General features: G+C 66.8%; 16 protein-coding genes. 13 read left to right on the top strand and 3 right to left on the bottom strand.

The window, feature by feature from the left end; genetic code table 11:
• Positions 1-139: 139 nt before the first annotated feature.
• From M2334_RS09430 to trxA, 9 genes are all read left to right on the top strand, one after another.
• On the top strand, positions 140-2,011 hold the full coding sequence (locus M2334_RS09430) for a 2-oxoacid:acceptor oxidoreductase subunit alpha (RefSeq protein ID WP_264594596.1): 1,872 nt from the start codon (positions 140-142) through the stop codon (positions 2,009-2,011).
• Positions 2,008-3,054 carry a 2-oxoacid:ferredoxin oxidoreductase subunit beta gene (locus M2334_RS09425; protein ID WP_264570157.1) on the top strand — a complete coding sequence of 349 codons (1,047 nt, stop codon included), beginning with the start codon at positions 2,008-2,010 and terminating at the stop codon, positions 3,052-3,054. Before M2334_RS09430 ends, M2334_RS09425 begins: the two co-directional genes overlap by 4 nt.
• Before the next feature lie 92 nt (positions 3,055-3,146).
• The gene (locus M2334_RS09420; protein WP_413716140.1) at positions 3,147-5,495 is read left to right on the top strand and encodes a PAS-domain containing protein; all 2,349 of its coding nucleotides are present in this window, start codon (positions 3,147-3,149) and stop codon (positions 5,493-5,495) included.
• Positions 5,496-5,499: 4 nt separating this feature from the next.
• Positions 5,500-5,958, top strand: a complete 459-nt coding sequence (gene tsaE / locus M2334_RS09415; RefSeq protein WP_264605286.1) for a tRNA (adenosine(37)-N6)-threonylcarbamoyltransferase complex ATPase subunit type 1 TsaE — start codon at positions 5,500-5,502, stop codon at positions 5,956-5,958.
• The gene (locus tag M2334_RS09410) at positions 5,955-6,947 is read left to right on the top strand and encodes an aminoglycoside phosphotransferase family protein (protein ID WP_264606067.1); all 993 of its coding nucleotides are present in this window, start codon (positions 5,955-5,957) and stop codon (positions 6,945-6,947) included. Before tsaE ends, M2334_RS09410 begins: the two co-directional genes overlap by 4 nt.
• Positions 6,944-7,669 (top strand): nucleotidyltransferase family protein, encoded by a 726-nt coding sequence (locus tag M2334_RS09405; RefSeq protein WP_264605285.1) that lies wholly within the window; start codon positions 6,944-6,946, stop codon positions 7,667-7,669. Before M2334_RS09410 ends, M2334_RS09405 begins: the two co-directional genes overlap by 4 nt.
• Positions 7,662-10,691 (top strand): double-strand break repair protein AddB, encoded by a 3,030-nt coding sequence (gene addB, locus M2334_RS09400; RefSeq protein WP_264605284.1) that lies wholly within the window; start codon positions 7,662-7,664, stop codon positions 10,689-10,691. Before M2334_RS09405 ends, addB begins: the two co-directional genes overlap by 8 nt.
• Positions 10,684-14,160, top strand: a complete 3,477-nt coding sequence (gene addA, locus M2334_RS09395; RefSeq protein ID WP_264605283.1) for a double-strand break repair helicase AddA — start codon at positions 10,684-10,686, stop codon at positions 14,158-14,160. Before addB ends, addA begins: the two co-directional genes overlap by 8 nt.
• Before the next feature lie 29 nt (positions 14,161-14,189).
• Positions 14,190-14,510 (top strand): thioredoxin, encoded by a 321-nt coding sequence (gene trxA, locus M2334_RS09390; protein ID WP_181559514.1) that lies wholly within the window; start codon positions 14,190-14,192, stop codon positions 14,508-14,510.
• 104 nt (positions 14,511-14,614) lie between these two features.
• Here the strand turns inward: trxA and M2334_RS09385 are convergent, their stop codons facing one another.
• Together M2334_RS09385 and argJ are read right to left on the bottom strand one after the other, a co-directional pair.
• Positions 14,615-15,412 (bottom strand): inositol monophosphatase family protein, encoded by a 798-nt coding sequence (locus tag M2334_RS09385; RefSeq protein WP_264584936.1) that lies wholly within the window; start codon positions 15,410-15,412, stop codon positions 14,615-14,617.
• A 5-nt stretch (positions 15,413-15,417) separates the two neighbouring features.
• Positions 15,418-16,641: a bifunctional glutamate N-acetyltransferase/amino-acid acetyltransferase ArgJ gene (argJ, locus tag M2334_RS09380; protein WP_264605282.1), complete on the bottom strand. Its 1,224-nt coding sequence runs from the start codon at positions 16,639-16,641 to the stop codon at positions 15,418-15,420.
• Positions 16,642-16,792: 151 nt separating this feature from the next.
• Here argJ and M2334_RS09375 point away from each other — a divergent pair, with 151 nt between their 5' ends.
• Positions 16,793-17,299 carry an energy transducer TonB gene (locus tag M2334_RS09375; protein WP_264605281.1) on the top strand — a complete coding sequence of 169 codons (507 nt, stop codon included), beginning with the start codon at positions 16,793-16,795 and terminating at the stop codon, positions 17,297-17,299.
• A gap of 90 nt (positions 17,300-17,389) precedes the next feature.
• Here M2334_RS09375 and M2334_RS09370 read toward each other — a convergent pair whose 3' ends face one another.
• On the bottom strand, positions 17,390-17,857 hold the full coding sequence (locus tag M2334_RS09370) for an Hsp20 family protein (RefSeq protein WP_181559518.1): 468 nt from the start codon (positions 17,855-17,857) through the stop codon (positions 17,390-17,392).
• Positions 17,858-18,446: 589 nt separating this feature from the next.
• Here M2334_RS09370 and M2334_RS09365 point away from each other — a divergent pair.
• Genes M2334_RS09365 through M2334_RS09355 form a run of 3 tightly spaced genes read left to right on the top strand, consistent with a single transcriptional unit; the run spans position 18,447 to position 21,080 of the window.
• A complete protein-coding gene (locus M2334_RS09365; RefSeq protein WP_264594588.1) occupies positions 18,447-19,697 on the top strand; it encodes a lipoprotein-releasing ABC transporter permease subunit in 1,251 nt (416 codons plus the stop codon).
• Positions 19,690-20,361 carry an ABC transporter ATP-binding protein gene (locus M2334_RS09360; protein ID WP_264572695.1) on the top strand — a complete coding sequence of 224 codons (672 nt, stop codon included), beginning with the start codon at positions 19,690-19,692 and terminating at the stop codon, positions 20,359-20,361. The genes M2334_RS09365 and M2334_RS09360 overlap by 8 nt, the downstream gene beginning before the upstream one ends.
• 53 nt (positions 20,362-20,414) lie before the next feature.
• Positions 20,415-21,080, top strand: coding sequence for an SDR family oxidoreductase (locus M2334_RS09355; RefSeq protein WP_264594587.1), 666 nt, complete (start codon positions 20,415-20,417; stop codon positions 21,078-21,080).
• The last annotated feature ends 65 nt before the right edge of the window (positions 21,081-21,145 follow it).

Raw genomic sequence — 21,145 nt, 5'->3', positions numbered from 1 at the left:
CCGTTAAAATATGTTCACGGCCGCGATGGCAAGCCGGAGAGAAAAAGGCAATGCTCTGTCGCGCGCAGCTTTTCTACTTTGCTCGGCTGGGCTCGACGGACTAGGGGCGATGCAACCACTGCATTACTAGAGTCTGAGCATGGCATCTGCCGCACCCACATCGACCATAATTCACAGCAGCGAAGAGGCTGCGCCCGAAGCCGTTGTCGTCCGTTTTGCCGGAGACAGTGGCGATGGCATGCAGCTCACCGGCGGGCAGTTCACCCTGTCTACCGCGCTGGCAGGCAATGACCTTGCGACCTTCCCCGATTTTCCGGCGGAAATCCGCGCGCCGCAGGGCACGTTGTTCGGCGTTTCGGCGTTCCAGATCAATTTCGGCTCGTCCGAGATCACGACGGCGGGCGATGCGCCCGATATCCTGATCGCGATGAACCCGGCTGCGCTCAAGACCAACGTCGTTGATTTGAAGCCCGGAGGACTCATCATCGCCGACACCGGCGAGTTCAACGAGCGCAATCTCGCCAAGGCGAAATATGAGAGCAATCCGCTGGAGGATGGCTCGCTGGCGCGCTGGCAGGTGCTGGCGTTCGATATTTCCGCGCTGACGCTGGAAAGCGTGAAGCCCTTCGGCCTTGGCAACAAGGAAGCGCTGCGCTCCAAGAATATGTGGACGCTCGGTCTGGCGTTGTGGATGTTCGACCGCAGCCGCCAGCCGATCATCGACTGGCTGAAGGCCAAGTTCGCCAAGGCGCCGGAAATCGCTGATGCCAACATCGCCGCGCTCAATGCCGGCCATGCCTATGGCGAGACCGCCGAGCTGGCCGCGCCGCTCAAGCAACTCCATGTCGCGCCGGCGCCGGCCCCCGAGGGCCTGTATCGCACGGTGACGGGCGCCGAAGCGATCTCGCTCGGTCTCGTCGCGGGCGCACAGTTGGCCAGCCTGCCGATGTTCTTCGGCGGCTATCCCATCACGCCGGCCAGCTCGATCCTGCATCATCTCTCGCGCCTCAAGGAATATGGCGTGACGACGTTCCAGGCCGAGGACGAGATTGCCGCGATCGCCAGCGCGATTGGCGCGAGCTATGCCGGTTCGCTGGGCGTCACCAGCTCGTCCGGCCCCGGCATCGCGCTCAAGGGCGAGGCGATGGGCCTTGCGATCATGACCGAGCTGCCGCTGGTGATCGTGAACTCACAGCGTGGCGGTCCGTCCACGGGCCTGCCGACCAAGACCGAGCAATCCGACCTCTATCAGGCCGTCTACGGCCGCAATGGCGACGCGCCGATGCCGGTCATTGCCGCGCGCTCGCCCGCCGATGCGTTCGATTGCGCCATCGAGGCCTGCCGGATCGCCATCGAATATATGACGCCGGTGATGCTGCTGACCGACGGCTATATCGCCAATGCCGCCGAGCCGTGGAAGGTGCCGGATATGAGCGGCTACACGCCGTTCCCGGTGAAGTTTCAGGATGCGGTGCCGGAAGGCGGCCTCAAGCCTTATGCCCGCAATGAGAAGCTTGCGCGGCCGTGGATCAAGCCGGGCACGCCCGATCTCATGCACCGCATCGGCGGCATCGAGAAGGAAGTGAACACCGGCCACATCAATTATGCGCCGGCCAATCACCAGGCGATGACCGAACTGCGCCGCGACAAGGTGCTGGGCATCGCCAAGGGCGTGCGGCAAGATGTGTCGCTGGGCGAGGAGAGCGGCAAGCTCGTCGTCGTCGGCTGGGGCTCGACCTACGGCCCGATCCATCAGGCGGTCCGGCGCGCCCGGCGCAAGGGGCTGGATGTCTCGCACATCCACATCCGCCATATCTGGCCGCTGCCGGAAAATCTGGGTGAGCTGCTCGCCGGCTATGAGAAGATTCTCGTGCCGGAGATGAACACCGGTCAGCTCAAGACCGTGCTGCGCGACCAGTATCTGCTGGATGCCCGCCCGCTCAACAAGATCTCGGGTCAGCCCTTCCGCATCGCGGAAATCGAGGCGGCCATCGAGGGGATGCTCGCATGAACGACATGACCACATTGACCAAGCCGCGCGTCGAGACCAGCCTCAAGGACTGGGAGACCGATCAGGAGGTGCGCTGGTGCCCCGGCTGCGGTGACTATGCCATCCTCAAGGCCGTGCAGCGCACGCTGCCGCAATTGGGCGCGGACCCGAAGAACACCGTGTTCGTTTCGGGCATCGGCTGCTCATCGCGCTTTCCTTATTATGTCGAGAGCTACGGCTTCCACACCATCCACGGCCGCGCGCCGGCGGTGGCGACTGGCGTGAAGCTGGCCAATCCGGAGCTGGACGTGTGGATCGTTACTGGCGACGGCGACGGCCTCTCCATCGGCGGCAACCACACGATGCATATCCTGCGTCGCAACCTCGATTGCCAGATCCTGCTGTTCAACAACGAGATCTACGGCCTCACCAAGGGGCAGTACTCGCCGACCAGCCGGGAGGGAACCAAGAGCCCGTCGACGCCATTCGGTTCGGTGGACCATCCGGCCCGGCCCTGCGCCTTCGCGCTCGGCTCTGGTGCCCGCTTCATTGCGCGGGCCTATGACGTGTCCAAGCAGCTGCCGGACGTGCTCAAGGCCGCCTATGAGCACAAGGGTGCGGCGTTCGTGGAAATTTTCCAGAACTGCATCGTCTACAACAAGGATGTGTTCGCCGACTTCACCGAGAAGAAGAATGCCGATGTCGGCCAGCTCTGGGTAGAGCATGGCAAGCCGCTGCTCTTCGATAAGGGCGCTAAAGGCATCGCGCTCGACCGCGAGGCGCTGACGCTCAAGGTCGTGGATGTGGTCGATGGTGATTGGCAGGCAGCCGGCGTGATCGTCCATGACGTCACCAACCGCGCCGTTGCGCACATGCTGGTGGAAATGCCCTTCGGCCTGTTCCCGATGGCGCTGGGCGTGCTCTACGATGCCCCCAAGGCGAGCTTCGAGCAGGCCGTGGTGGAGCAGAATGCCCTGCTGGCCAAGGGCAAGACGCCGGACCTGCAGAAGCTGGTGAGCCAGGGCCAGACCTGGACGGTGACGAAGGACGGCCCGGCGCTCTGAGGGCGCCGGTTCCTTTTCTTATCCGGCCCACGCCAAAGAAGGCGCAAGCCGACCTTGTCTCAGGGTGGATTGGCCCGTAATCCACTCCCGTGATTGCCAATGTCCCATTCTTTCCGCTGATCGTGGGTGCCGTGCTGGCCGTGTGGCTGGTGCTGGCGGTCTGGGCGCTGTTCACCGGCCTCTCGATGCGGCGCAAGGCGGCGCTGGCGCGCACGCACGCCGCGCAACTGGTCGATCTGCTCAACTCTGCTCCCGCCGTCCCCCTGCTCATTCGCCCCGATGGCAAGCTGGATGCGCCGGACAGGCTGGCCGCATGGCTCGGCCGTGAGACGGCGCCCACCGACCTTGATGCGCTACTGGATGCAGATGGCGGCCTGGAGCCGGATCATGCCCGCGCGCTCGCGGCGGAGATCGCAGCAGCGCAGCAGGGCGGCCGACCCTTTACGCTACCGGTGCGGGTCAACGGGTCGGACCGGATGCTGCTCGTGCGTGGCGGTCCGGTGGGCACGCGGCTCGGCAAGGCCGGCACGGTGGTGCTTTGGGTCTTCGACACGACTGACAGCTTCGCGCAGATCCAGGAGCTGCGCGGGCAGGTCGGGCAGTATCGCCAGGCCCTCGATGCGCTATCGGGTGTGATCGAGGCGGCGCCCATGCCGGTCTGGCATCGCGGCGCCGATCATCAGATCAGTTTGGTCAACAGCGCCTATGTGAAGGCGGTGGACGGAAAGTCCGCGCAGGATGTCATCGAGCAGGGCATTGAGCTTGTCGAAGCGGTCGACGGCATTTCCCCGCGCGCATCCGCTGCCAATGCCGCCGCGCGCAAGGCCCCAACCGCCCGGATGCTGCCGGTCACCATCGATGGCAAGCGCCGGTTGATGAAGGTCGTCGATGTCCCGCTCGGCCCCTCGGGCGTTGCAGGTTACGCGATCGACATGCAGGAGCTGGAGGAGGTGCGGGCCGAACTGCGCCACCTCTCGCAGGCCAACCGGGACATGCTGGACAGGCTGTCGGCCGGCGTCGTCCAGTTCGGTGCCAATCAACTGCTGCAGTTCTGCAATCAGCCCTTCCTCAGCCTGTTCGGCCTGACGCCGGAGACAGCGGCGTTCGATACCCATTTTGACCGCGTGCTGGATGCCATGCGGGACAGCGGGCAGGTGCCCGACACACCGGATTTCCGCGCGTGGCGGCAGGAGCGCCGCAACTGGTTCCTCTCGCCCTCCGCGCATGAGGAGCAGTGGCGCCTGCGCGATGGCGTGCATCTGCGCGTCTACGCCCAGCCGCTGCCCGATGGCGGCCTGCTGGTCATCTTCGAGGACCGTACCGAGCATGTCCAGTTGGCCTCGGCGCGCGATACCCTGCTGCGGGTGCGCACGGCCACGCTCGACAATCTGTTCGAGGCGATTGCCGTGTTCGCCTCCGACGGTCGTCTGCATCTGTGGAACAGCCGCTTCACTAAGATCTGGTCGGTGCCCGACACAACCATGGCGGCGCATCCGCGCGTCGATGAACTCATGTCGGCGCTGGCGGATCGCCTCGCGCGCCCCGAACAGGCAGGCCTTGTCCACCAACTCATCCGCGCGGCGACGATGGAGCGCCGCCAGCGGGGTGGGCGCATCGCCTTCGCCGACGGGCGCTTCTTCGAGTTTGCGGCCATCCCGCTGCCGGACGGCAACGCGCTGTTCACCATGCTCGACACCACCGATAGCCGCCACATCGAACAGGCCCTGCGGGATCGTAACGAGGCGCTGGAGGATGCCGACCGGGTGAAGACCGCGTTCGTCTCCAACATGAGCTACGAGTTGCGCACGCCGCTCACCTCCATCGTTGGCTTCGCCGAGATGATGGAAGCCGGCTATGCGGGCGAATTGAGCGCCCAGTCGCGTGATTATGTGAATGCCATCATGACGGCGACGACGCGGCTGACGCGGCTGATCGATAATGTGCTGGACCTGACGCAGGGCGCAGCGGGCGGCCTGCCCATCGAGAGGCGCGACATCGATGTGGCCGCGATGGTGCGGCAGGTGGTCGAGGGCTTGAGCGACAAGGCAGATTCGCGCGACGTGACGGTGGACATGTCGTTCGAGCAGGAGCCGGGCACCGTGTCAGGCGATGAGCGGCGACTGCGGCAGGCTCTCGCCCATGTGGTGGATAATGGAGTGAGTTTCGTGAGCCGGGGCGGGCGGGTGCTTGTGCATGTGCAGCCCGCGCCGGACGTGGTGCGGATCATCGTGTCCGATGACGGCCCGGGTATCGACGCCAAGACACAGGCGCATCTGTTCGACGTTTTCGTGCGGTTCGGGCGCCATGGCGATGGTGCCAATCAGGGGCTCGGATTGCCCTTGGTGCGCCAGTTCGTGGAAGCGCATGGCGGCAGCGTCGACCTCGTCTCCGAGCCGGGGCAGGGGACCAGCGTTACCCTCACTCTTCCGCGTGGAGAATGATGGCGTGTCCGATCATGCCCTTTTCTTCTCCTCAGCAGACGCGCTCGCCGATTTCGGGGCAGCTTTGGGCGCAAAGTTGCGGCCCGGCGATGTGATCACGCTCACCGGCGGGCTGGGCGCCGGCAAGACGACGCTCGCCCGCGGCCTGCTCAGGGGCCTTGGGCATGAAGGCGATGTGCCGAGCCCGACCTTCGCCATCCTGCAGGGCTATGAGCCGCCCGAGACGCGTCTGCCTGTGGGCCATGTCGATCTCTATCGCATCGAGGACACGGGCGATCTCAGCGAACTCGGGCTGGACGAATGGCTCGAAGATGGCGCGCTGGCGATCGAATGGCCCGACCGGCTGGCGGGGCGCTACAATGCCATTGCCCTTGCCCTGCAGATCGACATTTTGGCGGACGGCACGCGCCGCTTGACAGCGCGGGTGCCGCGCGTTTGGGAGAGCCGATGGCCAGTCACATGATCCCGCCGCCAAGCGCGCGCCCGTTTCTCGATCAAGCCGGATGGGGAGGGGCCGAGATCCTGCCGCTTGCCGGTGACGCTTCGTTCCGGCGCTATTTTCGCGTGGTCGAGGGTGATCGTCGCGCCATTTTGATGGACGCCCCGCCGCCGCATGAAGATCCGCGCCCGTTCATCAGCGTGGACGAGTGGCTGTGCGAAAGCGGATTCGCGGCGCCCGCCATATTGGCGCGGGATCTGACGCAGGGCCTCGTTCTGCTCGAGGATTTCGGCGATGCGCGGGTGCGCGAGCATCTGGATGCCGCGCCGGCCGAGGAAATGGCAATCTACACGCGGGCAGTCGACCTTCTCGTCGATCTTCATGAGCAGCCGGCCCAGAGTGGCCTCGCGCCTTATGACCGCGCCGTCTACCAGCGCGAGGCAGCGCTGCTCCCCGAGTGGTTCGCTCCGGCGGCAGGGCTTGCGGTCGACGCGGCGGGCTATACCGCCGCATGGGACAAGGTGCTGCCGATTGCCGAGCAGGATACAGCGCCGGTGGTGACCGTGCTGCGCGATTATCATGCTGAGAACATCATGCTGCTGCCGGACCATGCGCGCTCGCACGGGCTTGGGCTGCTGGACTTTCAGGACGCGCTGGCCGGCCACCCGGCCTATGATCTCGTCTCGCTCCTGCAGGATGCCCGGCGCGATGTGAGCCCGGCCGTCGAGCAGGTAATGCTGGCGCATTATCAGGCGCGCGCGAAAGCTTCGCCCGATTTCGAGGCGGCTTATGCGGTGTTGGGCGCCCAGCGCAATGCCAAGATCATCGGCATTTTCACGCGCCTGTGGAAGCGCGACGGAAAGCCGCGCTATCTCGATTTCCTGCCGCGCATGTGGGGGCTGCTGGAGCGCGATCTCGCCCATCCCGCGCTCGCGCCGGTGGCTGACTGGTTCGCGCAGAATGTGCCTGCCTCGGCGCGCGGTGGACTGAACGTGGGGCAATCCGCGGAATGAGCACGACGCTTGAGACGGCGATGCTGATGGCCGCTGGCCTCGGCAAGCGGATGCGTCCGCTCACGGCCACACGGCCCAAGCCGCTGATCCGCGTGGCCGGCCAGCCGCTCATGGATCACGCGCTGGACCGCATCGAGGATGCCGGCATCCGTAGCACTGTGGTGAACGTCCATTATCTCGCCGCGCCCATCGAGGCGCATCTGGATTCGCGCGCCCGCCGGACGGGTGCGAGCTATCCGGTCTCCGATGAGCGCGCCCGGCTGCTGGAAACCGGCGGCGGCCTCGTCAAAGCGCTGCCGCTGCTCGGCAACAAGCCGTTTCTCTGCGCCAACAGCGACAATCTGTGGGTGAACGGGCCGTTCGATTCCATCCGCGCGCTGGCGGACCGCTGGGATGACGATGCGATGGATGCGCTGCTGCTGCTCGTCCCGCATGCCCGCGCCACCGGTCATCGTGGCCTTGGCGATTTCCACATGGAGGCCAATGGCCGCCTGAGCCGCCGCAAGCCCGGTCGCGTGGCGCCCTTCGTCTTTACCGGGGTGCAAATCCTCTCGCCGCGGCTGGTGCGCGATCCGCCAGGCGAGGTCTTCTCGACCAATATTTTCTGGGACCGTGCGATCGAACAGGGCCGCGCCTTTGGCCTCAGCCATGGCGGCCAATGGTTCGATGTCGGCACCCCGCAGGCGATTCCGCTGGTCGAGGCAGGATTGGCCGATGGCTGAGCGCCGCGCGCCGGCCCTCTTTACCATCCCCGCTCACCGGGCATTTTCGGATGCGCTCGCCGCCGGGCTGCTCGCCCAGCATGGTGGGCGTGATGGCGGGCTGGCGCTGGCGCGCGGGATCATATTGCTGCCGAACAATCGTGCGGTGCGGGCGGTGCGCGATGCGTTCGTGCGCGCGTCCGGCAACGGGCTGCTGCTGCCGAGGCTGGTGCCCATCGGCGATATCGATTTGGACGAAGCGCTGAGCAGCGCGCTCAGCCCGATCGGGGCGGAAGCGGATATTCCGCAAGCCATCGCGCCGGCCGAGCGGCTGATGATCCTGACCCGGCTGGTGATCGATCAGCGCGCGCGTCGCGGCGAGCGGCTGGAAACGGGCGAGGGCTGGCGGCTGGCGACGGCGCTGGCGGCCGCTTTCGATCAGCTCACCGTCGAGCGCAAGGCGCTGGCCGATCTCAAGGCGCTGCAGCCCGATGACCTCTCGCACCACTGGCAAGCCGCGTTCAGCGATTTCGATGCATTGGCGGCCCAGTGGCAGCAGGAACTGGCCGCGCGCGGGCTGATCGACATGGCCGAGCGGCGCAATCGCCTGCTCGATCATGTTGCGGCCCGCTGGCGCGAGATGCCGCCGGAGCGCTTCGTGGTTGCCGCGGGTGTCGTCACCAATGCGCCAGCCGTGGCGGGACTGCTCAAGACGGTCGCCGGCCTGCCGCGTGGTGCGGTGGTGCTGCCCGATCTCGACCAGAATCTCTCGGATGAGCAATGGGATGCGATCGGCCCCGTCGCGCGGCCCGAGCCGGGGCGCGATCTACCGCCCCCCGCCAATGAATCGCACCCGCAATTCGCGCTCAAGCTGCTGCTGGAGCGGATGGATGCCCACCGGGCCGAGGTGGCGCTCTGGCGCTGGGGCAGCGAGCATGATGCCCGCGCCGCGCGCGGCAAGGCGATCAGCAACGCGCTGCTCCCGGCTTTGCTGACCGGCGGCTGGCCGGATGTGCCGACCGCGCAACGTTCGCTCAAGGATGTCCGCGCCATCGAGGCGGCGAACCCGGCGGAGGAGGCGCAGGCCATCGCCATCGCCCTGCGCGAGGCGGTGGAGACGGAAGGGCGCACGGCCGCGCTCGTGACGCCGGATCGTGCGCTCGCGACGCGCGTGTCCGCACATCTGCGCCGCTGGGGGATCGAGGCGGATGACAGCGCCGGCCGCCCGCTCTCCCAGCTTCCGCCCGGCACGCTGCTGCTGGCGCTGGTGCAGGCCGGGGCGGAACAGTTCGCGCCGGTGCCGCTGCTCGCCCTGCTCAAGCATCCGCTGGTGATGGCCGGCGACGAGCGGCTGGCGTGGCTGGAATCGGTGCGCCGCCTCGATCTGGTGCTGCGCGGCCCCCGGCCGGCGGCGGGATTGGCCGGTGTCACCGCCTTGCTCGCGGAGAAGGGCGGCCGGCAGCAGGCGATGAGGGAATCGCTGCGTCCCTGGTGGGCGCAGGTCGTGGCACTGCTGGCGCCTCTGGAGGTCGCCTTTGCCGGTGAGCAGAGCCTGCCCGCCTTGTTCGCCGCCGTTCGCGAGGCAGCCTCGGCCCTGACGGAGGAGCGCGTCTGGGCCGGTCATCAGGGTCATGCCGCCGCGCAATGCCTGGGCGATGCGGAAGCCGCAGCACCGCAAGGGCCGGCGCGCGCGGATGGCGCCGGCTTCGTGGGGATGCTCGCGCAGATCCTCGGCGGGCAGGCCGTGCGCCCGCCGCAGGGCGGTCACCCGCGCCTGCAAATTCTGGGCTTGCTGGAAGCGCGGCTGCAACAGGCCGACCTGATGATCCTTGCCGGCCTCAACGAAGGCGTCTGGCCCGGCCTGCCATCGCCTGACCCATGGCTCGCCCCGCGCATCCGCCGCGCGCTTGGCCTACCAGGGCTGGATTATCGCATCGGCCTCTCCGCGCATGATTTCGCCAATGGGCTAGGCGCGCCGCAGGTGATCCTCTCCCGTGCCCGGCGGGATGCCTCTGCGCCAACCGTCGCCTCGCGCTTCTGGCTGCGGCTCAAGGCCATGACCGGCGCGCGCTGGGTGGAGGATGACAGGCTGATCGCGCTCGCGCGGGCCATCGACCGGCCCGATGCTCCTGCGCCGGCCTATCGCGCACCGGCGCCTCGCCCACGCGCCGACCTGCGCCCGCGCGAGATCGCCGTCACCGATGTCGATCGCCTGCGGGCCGATCCCTATGCCTTCTACGCGGCTCGCATTCTGCGTCTGGCGCCGCTGGACGTCGTGGATGCCGACCCCGGCCCGGCCTGGCGCGGGACCCGCGCGCATGATGTCCTCCAGCGATGGATGGAAGAAGGCGGGCACCATCCCGCGCGGCTCTCCGCTCTGGCGCAAGAGATGATCGCGCAGGCGCAAGCCCATCCCCTGCTCAAGACGCTCTGGCAGCCGCGTTTGCTGGCCGCGCTCGACTGGGTGGCGAACGCCGTGCGCGATCAGGCCGGGCAGGGGCGCGAGGTGCTGTTCGGCGAGAAATGGGGCCGCATCGAGCGGGCAGGCGTGACCCTGCGCGGCAAGCCCGACCGGATCGACAGGTTTGCGGACGGCACGCTGGCCATTGTCGATTACAAGAGCGGCGCGACCGCCTCGGTCAAGCAGGTGAAGGCCGGCTTCTCGCTCCAGCTCGGTTTGCTCGGCCTGATCGCGCAGGCAGGCGGGTTCGCCAAGGAAGCGGAGCTGGCTGCCGGATCGGATGTGAGCGCCTTTGAATATTGGAAGCTCGGCAAGGGCACGGATGGCAATTTCGGGTTCAAGCGTCCGTTGACCGACCCCAAGGGCAGCTACAAGCGGATCATGACGGCAGATTTCCTCGCAATGGTCGCCGGCTTCTTCGATGATGCCGTGGCGCGCTGGCTGACAGGCGACGAGCCGTTCGCCGCACGCCCGCACAGCGATGCACCCGTGTTCACCGACTATGACCAACTCATGCGGCTGGATGAGTGGTTCGCGCGGGATCGGCGGGCTGAGCCGCAGCCGGAGGTGAGCCATGGCTGAGGCAGGTGAACTCAACCGGCTGACGCACGAGCAGGCCAGCGCCTCGGACCCCGCTGCCCACCGTTGGGTGCGCGCCTCTGCCGGCACCGGCAAGACCGCCGTGCTGTCGGCCCGCGTGCTGCGGCTGCTGCTGAGCGGTGTCGCGCCCGAGCGCATCTTGTGCCTGACCTTCACCAAGGCGGGCGCGGCGGAAATGGCCGAGCGCGTCCACAGCCGGCTTGCCCGCTGGGTGCAGGGGCAGTCCGTGGACGTCGCGCGCGATCTCGTGGCGCTCGGCGAGGATCCGGGGCCGGAGGCGATCGCCCGCGCCCGCCTGCTGTTCGCGCGCGTGCTGGATGCGACCGGCGGCGGGCTGCGCATCCAGACCATCCACAGCTTCTGTCAGGCGCTGCTGGCTGCCTTCCCGCTGGAGGCCGGACTGGTCCCCGGGTTCCGCCCGCTCGACGAGCGCGGGCAGGGCGAGCTGGCCCGGCGTGCGTTGATCGCGATGATCGAGGAGGCCGGGCAGGCGCAGGACGATCCGGTGCTGGCGGCGCTGGAGATGCTGGCCCTGCGGCTGGGCGAGGAAGGCACGCAGGCCTATCTCGCGCGCTGCGTGCCCGCGGCGCAACTGCTGGAGATGTTGCCGGAAGATCTGGCGGGCTTCCTCCTTGCCTTCCTCGACCTGCCGGATGGCGACATCGATGCGCATCTGGCGGATCGCTGCGCCGAGGGCGTGTTTCCGGTGGCCGCGTTGCAGGCCGTCGCGCGGGCCAATGGTGCATGGGGTGCCAAATCCGGCCTAGCGTGCGCTGATATGATCGCGGCTTGGCTAAGCGGCTCCGAGGTCCAGCGCGCCGAGGGACTGGCGGACCTGCTCGGCGTGCTGCTCACCAAGGAAGGCGAGGTCAAGAACCGCGCCAACAAGAACCTGCTGGAAGCCGAGCCGGATTATGTCGATCTCGCCAGCGCGTGCGGCGCGGCGATCAAGGCTCTGCTCGATCTGCGCAAGCAAGCCGCCTTCGCGCGCACGGCGGCGCAGGGACTGACGGCGGGCCGTGCTTATGCGCGGGCCTATGCCAAGGCCAAGCGACAGGCTGGCGCTGTCGATTTCGATGATCTGATCGGCCGCGCGAGCGCGCTGCTCATCCAGCCCGGCATGGCGGACTGGATCCGCTACAAGCTCGATCAGCAGGTCGACCATATCCTGGTGGACGAGGCGCAGGACACCAATGACGCGCAGTGGGACATCGTCTGGTCCATCGTCGAGGAGTTCCTCGAGGTTGAGCCCGACGAGCAGGCGCGGCTGCGCACCCTGTTCGTGGTGGGCGATACCAAGCAGGCGATCTTCGGCTTTCAGGGCACCAGTCCCGAGGCCTTTTCCAGCGCCCTGCAGCGCTTCCGCGAGGCAACCGAGCGCGTCGGCCACCCCTTCGCCGAATTGCCTTTGGCCCGCAGCTTCCGCTCCATGCCGGCCGTGCTCGATGTCGTCGACGCGGTGCTGGACGCGGTGGGGCATGATCGCCTGGGGCTGGAGTCGCCGTCCGCCCCCCATCAGGCCGCCCGCCAGCATCCCGGCGAGGTGCTGCTGCTTCCGCCGACCTCATTGCTGCCGAGCGAGAGCGATGAGGACGGCGAGGCTGACGAGACTGCCGGCGAGGGAGAGGAAGACTGGCTGGCCGATCACCAGCGCCGCCATGCCGAGAAGATCGCGCGGCTGGTCAAGGGCATGATCGGCACGCCGCTGGCCACGCAAGGTCGCCCGGCGCGCGCCGGCGATGTGCTGATCCTGCTCCGTAGCCGCAGCGCGCTCTCCCGGCTGATCGTCGCGCGGCTGTATGAGGCGGGGGTGCCGGTGGCGGGTGTGGACCGGCTGCGGCTTCAGGCCCCGCTCGCCGTGCGCGATCTGTTGGCGGCCCTGCGCTTTGCGGTGCAGCCCGAAGACGATCTCAATCTCGCCAACCTGCTGGTCTCGCCGCTGATCGGCTGGACGCAGGATGAATTGCTGGCGCGCGCCGTCCCGCGCGATGGCTCGCTGTGGAGCCATGTCCGGGCCACGTTGGCGGCGGAGCTTCAGGCCCCGCTGCGCACGCTGCTGGGGCAGGCCGATTTCACGACGCCCTATCGCTATCTCGAGGCCATTCTCTCCGGCGCCATGGACGGTCGGCGCAAGCTGATCGCCCGGCTCGGCGAGGAAGCGCGCGATGCCATTGACGAGCTGCTCAATGTCGCTCTGGGCTTCGAGGCCGACGATCATCCCTCGCTGCAGCGGTTCATCGACTGGTTCGACCGTGGCGACGCGGACATCAAGCGCGAACTGGGCGAGGGCGGTGACATGGTGCGGGTGATGACCGTGCATGGAGCCAAGGGGCTGGAGGCGCCCATCGTCATTCTGGCCGATGCCGCCTTTGATCCCAGCCAGCGCCCCCGCGCCGACGCCGTGAGCCTGCCGGTGACCGAGGCCGCCCGCTTGCCGCTCATCCGCCCCGCCAAGGGCGAAGCCGCGCCGGCGATCGAACAAGCCATGCAGTCCGCCGAGCGGCTCGACATGGAGGAACATTGGCGCTTGCTCTATGTCGGCCTCACGCGCGCAGAAGAGCGGCTGATCGTCACCGGATCGCTCGGTAGCCGCGCCAAGGGTGAGCCGCCCAGGGAAAGCTGGTATCAGGCTGTCGATCTCGCGATGCGGACGCTCGGGGCTGCCGAGGCGGACGTGCCCGACTGGGGCAAATCCCTGCGCTGGTCCGGCCCGGCGGGTCTTGCGCCAGCCAAGCCGAAGAAGGCCCGCGAGGCAGATGCCAGCGCCGCAGAACCCGCGCTGCCCGCCTGGCTGCGCGCGCCGGCGCCGCAGGAAGCACGGCCGCCGCGTCCGTTGTCTCCCTCCGCGCTGGTCGAGGATGACGTGCCCAATCCGCCGCCGGATGCCGCCATGCGTGCCGCCGCAGAGCGGGGCCGGCTGCTCCACGCGCTGTTCGAGCGTCTGCCGGATCTGCCTGCCGCCGAGCGCTCTGCTGCCGCCTCGCGCTGGCTGCAGCGGGCCGGCGTGGCCGATGCCGGGATGCGCACCGACCTGCTCGCGCATGTCCGCGCCGTACTCGATGACCCCGACCATGCCGCGCTGTTCGGCCCGGATGCGCTGGCAGAAGCGCCCATCGCGGCCGTCGTAGCCGGGCAGGTGATCGCGGGAACGGTGGACCGGCTGCTGGTGACGGATGATCTCGTCCATATTGTCGATTTCAAGACTGGGCGGCATGTCCCTGACAATCCAGTGAATTTGCCCGTAACCCATGTCCGTCAGATGGCGGCCTATGCCGCTGCGCTGGCCGAAATTTTCCCGGGCCGTCCGCAACGGGTCAGCCTGCTTTACACGGCGGCCCCCCGCCTCATCGATCTGCCGCAGGCCTTGCTCGCTGCGCACAAGCCCGGCTTGCTGGCACAGGAGCACAAGTTGGGCAGCACCGACCTTGAGGCGGACGCCTCGGCAACCTAGATAGACGTTCGACAGAAGGAGTTTCGACGATGGCTACCAAGGCAATTTCCGACGCCAGCTTCCATGAGGACGTGATTGCGTCCGACAAGCCCGTTCTGGTCGATTTCTGGGCGGAATGGTGCGGCCCGTGCAAAATGATCGGACCCGCTCTGGAGGAAATCAGCGAGGAATTGGGCGAGAAGGTGACCATCGCCAAGCTCAATATCGATGATCATCCCGACGCGCCGACTCGCTATGGCGTGCGCGGTATCCCCACGATGATCCTGTTCAAGAATGGCGCGCCGGCCGCGACCAAGGTCGGTGCCGCCCCCAAGAGCGCGCTCAAGGGCTGGATCGAAGGCGAGCTTTAAGGCAATCGGCCACCACTGGCATTGAGCCGAAGAAAAGGGCGCCAAATGGCGCCCTTTTTGTTATCAGTTATCGTTACAAAACAGCCCGTTATGTCGGTTATTGATTAACCGTACAGAACCGCCACCGCACGATCCCACAGGGCAGGGGACGCCGCCGCGAGTAGGCCGCGCCCCGGATCTGCCGCCAGCCGATAGGGCGAGCCATCCGGGCGCGCGACACGACCGCCCGCCTCGTTGACGAAGAGCGCGCCGGGGGCATGATCCCATGGCAAGGTGCGCTCGAATGCCGCGAGATCATGCACGCCCAGCACGATGCGGGGATATTGCTCCCCGGCACAGCGCGGAATGTCGGCAATGGCGAACTGGCCTTCGACGCGGTCGATCATCGCCTGCCGGTCTGCGGGGTTCAGGAACAGCACGGACAGTCCGGCAACCGGGATATCCGCGCCGCTCGTCCGGGCCTCGACCCGTTCGCCATCGATCCACGCCCCCTGTCCGAGCGACGCCTCGCACAGGCGCCCGGTGAGCGGATCGAGGATCCAGCCCGCCTGGATCACGCCGGCATCGGCCAGCGCGACCATGATGGCAAAGGGCGGCTTTCCGGAAGCGAAATTCGCTGTGCCATCAATGGGATCGATCACCCAGTTGAGACCCGTTTCGAGCTTGCCAGTAAGGCCGGGGTCGGTCGCGCAGGCTTCCTCGCCGACAAGGCCCGCCTCTGGCAGGATGCGGCTCAGCCCTTCATTGAGGCGCAACTCGGCTTCGCGGTCGGCAATGGTCACCAGCTCGCCGACCGTCTTTTCCTCCACCTCATGATTGGCGAGGTTCTGGTAGCGCGGCAGGACGACATCGCGCGCGACATCACGCAGGAGCGCGCTCACGGCGCTGCTGAGGCTGTTCATGAGGCTTAGCTCCGGTAATCGGCGTTGATCGAGATGTAGCCATGGGTGAGATCGCAGGTCCACACGGTCGCGCGGCCTGTGCCCAGCCCAAGGTCGACACCGATGCGGACATCCTGCCCCTTGAGATGCGCTGCCACCGGGGCCTCGTCATAACTGTCCACGGCAAGCCCATCCTGCGCCACCCATTTGTCGGCGAAGCGGATGGCCAGCTTGTCCCGATCCGCCGGCTCGCCGGCCTTGCCGACCGCCATGACGACGCGGCCCCAATTGGCGTCTTCTCCGGCGATTGCCGTCTTCACGAGCGGGGAGTTGGCGATCGAGAGGCCGATGCGCCGGGCGCTCTCGTCGCTGACGGCACCGGTCACCTCGACCTCGATGAACTTTTGCGCGCCTTCGCCATCACGCACCACGAGCTGGGCGAGCTGGGTGCAGATGTCATTGAGCGCTGCCTGAAACGCGTCGGCGCCGGCATCGTCCATGCTCGTGAGCGGGGCATTGCCGGCCTTGCCGGTCGCGAAGAGCAGCACGGTGTCGCTGGTGGAGGTGTCGCCATCCACGGTGATGCACGAGAAGCTGCGCCGGTTGGCGGCGCTTAGCATCTGCTGGAGCAAATCGGGCGCGATGGCAGCATCGGTGAAGATATAGCCGAGCATCGTCGCCATATCCGGCGCGATCATGCCTGAGCCCTTGATGATGCCGGAGAGGCGGACGGTCTTGTCGCCGATGACGGCGCTGGTTGTGGCGCCCTTAGCGAAGGTGTCCGTGGTGCCGATGGTCTCGGCGGCCTGCTCCCAAGTGCAGGGCGCAGCGGCCAGTGCTGCCTCGACGCCGGCGCGGGCCTTGTCGCGGGGCAGCGGCACGCCGATCACCCCGGTCGAGCTCACAAACACGTCGCTGGCGGCGCAACCCAAGTGCCCGGCGACCTGATCGCGAATCTGGTCCACGGCTTCGCGCCCCCGAAAACCGGTGAAGGCGTTGCTGTTTCCGGCATTGACGATCAATGCGCGCGCCTTGCCCTGCGCGGCGCTTTCGCGGCCAAGCTCGACCTCGGTCGAGCAGCAGACGTTCCGGGTGAAGACGCCGGCCACAGCGGTGCCTTCCCCCAGTTCCACATAAGTGAGGTCGCAGCGATCCCATTGCTTGTATCGGGCGCGGGCGACGCGCGGCGTCACGCCGGCAATATCCGGGAGGGCGGGGAAGGGGCGAGCGAGAGGCGATCGATCAGTCATGCCGCGCGATTAGCGCAAGATGGGGCAGGGGCCAATGCTTCTGGTGCGGCGATCGATATGGTCAGGGTGAGCGGTTGCGCCTTGGCGGGCTGCTCGGGCATGATGCGGGAACGGAGATGGGGGTATGAACCGCAAATCACAGGATTTTCTGTTGGCGCTCGTCGGTGTGGCTGGGCTCGGGGCCTTGCTGCTATGGGCTGGGAAAGCCGTGCAGATCGACGTTGATTATGCAGGGCATTTCGAGCGAGCCGAGGCGGCATTCGGCACCTTGGCGGAAGCGGTGGTCCTCGGCGCGCCCGAAGCGATCGAGGACGACTATGCACATGTCGCGGTTCCGCCGCCTTATGATCCGGCAAAAGATGCCCTGAAAGCGCCAGCAACGCGGGCGAGGCTGCAGGGAGCCGTGCCAGCCGTCGACTATCCTCTGCTCGCCCGGCGTAACGGCTGGGAAGGCGCGACCATCATCCATTTCACCGTCGATGAGACCGGCCAGCCTTTCGATTGCAGACTGGGGGAAAGCAGCGGTCATGATGTGCTGGACAAGGCTTCATGCGTTATGATCACGACGCGTGCGCGGTACACACCGGCGCGCGAAGCGCTGGGCCAGCCAGTGATAAGCGGCTTTAACCAGCGTATTCACTGGCGGCTGGAGGAGTGATGCGGCGCGGGGGGGCGGGCGGCCAAAAAAAAGCGCCCGGGTCTCCCCGGGCGCTCATCTCTCCGACTGGTGAGAGAGGGGTGGAACGGATCAGGCGGCGTTCTTGTCGCTTGAGAGGTCGATGACCTCGCCCTTGCCGTTAATGGCGATCTTGCGCGGCTTCATCGCGTCCGGCACCTCGCGGACCAGCTCTACGATGAGCAGGCCGTCGGCGAGGTCGGCGCGCTCGACGCGCACGAAGTCGGCCAGCTCGAACCGGCGCTCGAAGCTGCGGTTCGCGATGCCGAGGTGAAGATAATTGGCGCGCTCGCTCTCCGCGACCTCGGCTTTGCGGCCAGTGATCTGGAGCAGGTTCTGCTGCGCCGTGATGTCGATTTCTTCCGCCTTGAAACCGGCGACGGCGACCGTCACGCGATAGCGATCCTCATCAAGGCGCTCGATGTTATAGGGCGGATAATTGTCCGTCTGCTGCAGGCGCGCGCTGTTCTCGATAAGGTCGAACAGGCGATCGAAGCCGACAGTGGAGCGGCGATAGGGAGTCAAATCAAAGCCACGCATAATCAAATCCTCCATTGGAGCGTGTTTGAACTGCGATGCCAGGCCCGAAGTCGGCGCCCGGTGCATCAGCCGATCCCCATCATGGGCGACCGGACAGGGCAGAGATATGCGCGCGCCATGCCCTTTCAAGAGGTGCAGGTGAGGCGACTGATCATGATTTTTGCACAGCCAAGCGGTGCCGCTCGCGCTGACATCATCCGGCAACAATCGGGTGCTAGGCGTGCGGGGAAGATCGCCACAAAGACTAAGCGCCCAGATCGTTGCCGATCCGGGCGCCCGTGGACGATTAATCGTCTCCCCCTTTGGCGTCGCTTCCGCTCACCTGTCCGGCCCCCTCAAGCGAGTCAGGCGGGATGCGACATCCCTGAACCACGGCCTGCTATGATTGCCTGTGTTTCGCCGCTGACGCTAGGATGACGCACGGCGGCTGTCATCAGGCAAGTTGCGACGCTACGAAATTGTTAAGCACCCTGTGCCATATCCGCAACAGGCGCGCCATGCCCCCGGTCAGGCCGCAGGGCCTTGCCACTCCCTCCCCCGCACCATAGAGGTGCGCAGACTGTCCCCCCGCGAGGCTTCTGCCCCTGCCATGATCCTCAATCGTTACGAACGCATGATCGCCCGGCGCTACTTGCTGCCTGGCAAGGGCGAGGGATTCATCTTCCTCGTCGCCTCCATCAGCCTCGTCGCGGTGATGCTGGGCGTGGGCGCGCTGATCGTGGTGATGAGCGTGATGAACGGCTTCCGCGCCGAGCTGTTCGACAAGATCGTGGGTTTGAACGGCCATGCGGTGGTGCAGGGCTATGGCGGGCGGCTGGACAACTGGGAAGAGATCGCGCGGCAGTCGCGAGCCACCCCGGGCGTGACCAGCGCGACGCCCCTAATCGAGCAGCCGCTGCTGGCGACGTTCAACGGCCGGGTTGAAGCGGCCCTGATTCGCGGCATGACGGAAGCCGATATTCACGACAATGCATCGCTCTCCGGCAAGGTGCTGGCAGGCTCGCTCAAGGATGTGCGGGCCGGCAGCGGCAAGGTGGCGATCGGCTCCCGCCTGGCCGAGGCGCTTGGCGTGGGCGTTGGCCAGTCCATCAGCGTCATCAATCCGGCCGGGCGCTCGACGCCCTTCGGCACGGTGCCGCGCCAGCTCCCCTATGAGATCGGCGCCATCTTCGAGATCGGCATCTACGATTATGACAAGGCGTTCGTGATCATGCCGATGCAGGACGCACAGACGCTGTTGCTGATGGGCGACAAGGTCGGCATGGTCGAGTTGCAGACGGAAGATCCGGACCGGGTCGGCGAGATCCTAGCGCCGCTGGCCAAGCAGGTAGCGACCCAAGGCCAGGTGATCGACTGGCGGCAGATGAATGCCAGCCTGTTCGAGGCCTTGCAGGTGGACCGCGTGGTCTCCTTCGTCATCCTCTCGCTGATCATTCTGGTCGCGGTGTTCAACATCCTTTCCTCCCTGATCATGCTGGTCCGCGCCAAGACGCGGGACATCGCGATCCTGCGCACGATGGGCGCGACTCGCGCCAGCCTGTTGCGGATTTTCGTGACAGTGGGCGTGACCATCGGCACGCTCGGCACCGGCGCGGGGCTTGTCCTTGGCTCGGTGATCCTGTTCTTCCGTCAGGGCATTGTCGATGGCGTGCAGATGCTCACCGGCCAGCAGCTCTGGGACCCGTCGATCCGCTTCCTGACCTCGCTGCCGTCCAAGCCCGATCCGGTCGAGATCGGCGCGATCTGCATCATGGCGGTGGGCTTCAGCTTCCTCGCCACGCTTTATCCGGCCTTCAAGGCTGCCAATACCGACCCCGTACAGGTGCTGCGCTATGAGTGAGGTGCTCTCCGTTCACAGCCTGTCGCGCAGCTTCACGCAGGGCGGCGCCAAGATCGACGTGCTGCGCGGCGTGGACCTGAACGTTCAGGCCGGCGAGATCGTGGCGCTGCTCGGCCCGTCCGGCTCCGGCAAGTCGACCATGTTGCAGGCGATCGGGCTGCTGGAGGGCGGCTTTGGCGGCTCGATCCGCCTCTGCGGCGTTGAAGTTGCAAGCGAGGGCAATGATGGCCGCACGACGCTGCGGCGGGAGAAGCTCGGCTTCGTCTATCAGTTCCATCATCTGCTGCCGGATTTCAGCGCGGTCGAGAATGTCATCCTCCCGCAGCTGATCCTCGGCAAGAGCAAGGCTGAGGCGCGGGCGCGTGCGGAAAGCCTGCTCACCAGCCTTGGTCTCGGGCATCGGCTCGAGCACAAGCCCAGCCAGCTTTCCGGCGGCGAGCAACAGCGCGTCGCGGTGGCCCGGGCCCTTGCCAATCGACCGGCGCTGGTGCTGGCAGATGAGCCGACCGGCAATCTGGATGAGCGCACGGCCGATGTGGTGCTGGACGAATTCATCCGGCTGGTCCGCGAGCAGGGCTCAGCCGCGCTCATCGCAACGCATAATGAGCGGCTGGCGGCACGGATGGACCGGATCGTTCGGCTGCATGACGGGTTTCTCGATTAGCGATTTGTGCCGGCGCGCCATGGTGGCCGACGGCACGCGACAGGAGACGACTCATGGCAACCATCGTGATCGCCGGCGCCAATCGGGGCATCGGCCTGGAACTGGCCCGGCAATATGCGCAGGACGGGCATGATGTGATCCGGGCCATGCGTGGTGAAGACAGAGCCGACCCCATCTTCGGCACCACCATGGCGCTGGATGTGGCGGATGCGCAATCGGTCAGCAAGTTTGCGGCGGCGCTGGACGGCAGGCCGGTCGACCTGCTGCTTGCCAATGCCGGAGTGATCGGCCCCGAGCGTCAGAGCAGCACGGACATGGACTTCGATGGCTTCCTGCGCACGCTCGATGTGAACGTGCTCGGCCCGCTGCGGGTGATCCAGGCACTGCTGCCCAATTTGCGCAGGGCGGCTCATCCCCGCGTGGCGGTGACCTCCAGCCGCATGGGGTCGATGGCCGCGCCGCAGTCGGGCCATCTCGCCTATCGTGCCTCCAAGGCGGCGGTCAACAAGATCGTCCAGTGCCTCGCCGCCGATCTGGCAGGCGAGGGGATTGCGGTGGCCTCCCTCCACCCCGGCTGGGTGCGCACCGATATGGGTGGCCCCGGCGCGGACATCGACGTCGAGACCAGCGCGGCGGGGCTGCGGCAGGTGCTCGATGGCCTGAGCATGGCGAACACGGGCCGCTTCTGGGCCTATGATGGCGAAGTGCTGGACTGGTAATCGCCGACGCTTTCAGCCTCGCGCCTGAACCGCTCAGGCGCAGCCTATTTTTGAACGGATCGGCG

Source organism: Sphingobium sp. B11D3D, from assembly GCF_025961755.1.
Lineage (GTDB): Bacteria > Pseudomonadota > Alphaproteobacteria > Sphingomonadales > Sphingomonadaceae > Sphingobium.
This window is presented reverse-complemented; position numbering and strand designations above follow the sequence as displayed.

Coding starts and splice junctions, on each gene's coding strand:
- M2334_RS09430 (WP_264594596.1), top strand. CDS start 140: ATGGCATCTGCCGCACCCACATCGACCATAATTCACAGCAGCGAAGAG.
- M2334_RS09425 (WP_264570157.1), top strand. CDS start 2,008: ATGAACGACATGACCACATTGACCAAGCCGCGCGTCGAGACCAGCCTC.
- M2334_RS09410 (WP_264606067.1), top strand. CDS start 5,955: ATGATCCCGCCGCCAAGCGCGCGCCCGTTTCTCGATCAAGCCGGATGG.
- M2334_RS09405 (WP_264605285.1), top strand. CDS start 6,944: ATGAGCACGACGCTTGAGACGGCGATGCTGATGGCCGCTGGCCTCGGC.
- addB (WP_264605284.1), top strand. CDS start 7,662: ATGGCTGAGCGCCGCGCGCCGGCCCTCTTTACCATCCCCGCTCACCGG.
- addA (WP_264605283.1), top strand. CDS start 10,684: ATGGCTGAGGCAGGTGAACTCAACCGGCTGACGCACGAGCAGGCCAGC.
- trxA (WP_181559514.1), top strand. CDS start 14,190: ATGGCTACCAAGGCAATTTCCGACGCCAGCTTCCATGAGGACGTGATT.
- M2334_RS09385 (WP_264584936.1), bottom strand. CDS start 15,412: ATGAACAGCCTCAGCAGCGCCGTGAGCGCGCTCCTGCGTGATGTCGCG.
- argJ (WP_264605282.1), bottom strand. CDS start 16,641: ATGACTGATCGATCGCCTCTCGCTCGCCCCTTCCCCGCCCTCCCGGAT.
- M2334_RS09370 (WP_181559518.1), bottom strand. CDS start 17,857: ATGCGTGGCTTTGATTTGACTCCCTATCGCCGCTCCACTGTCGGCTTC.
- M2334_RS09365 (WP_264594588.1), top strand. CDS start 18,447: ATGATCCTCAATCGTTACGAACGCATGATCGCCCGGCGCTACTTGCTG.
- M2334_RS09360 (WP_264572695.1), top strand. CDS start 19,690: ATGAGTGAGGTGCTCTCCGTTCACAGCCTGTCGCGCAGCTTCACGCAG.
- M2334_RS09355 (WP_264594587.1), top strand. CDS start 20,415: ATGGCAACCATCGTGATCGCCGGCGCCAATCGGGGCATCGGCCTGGAA.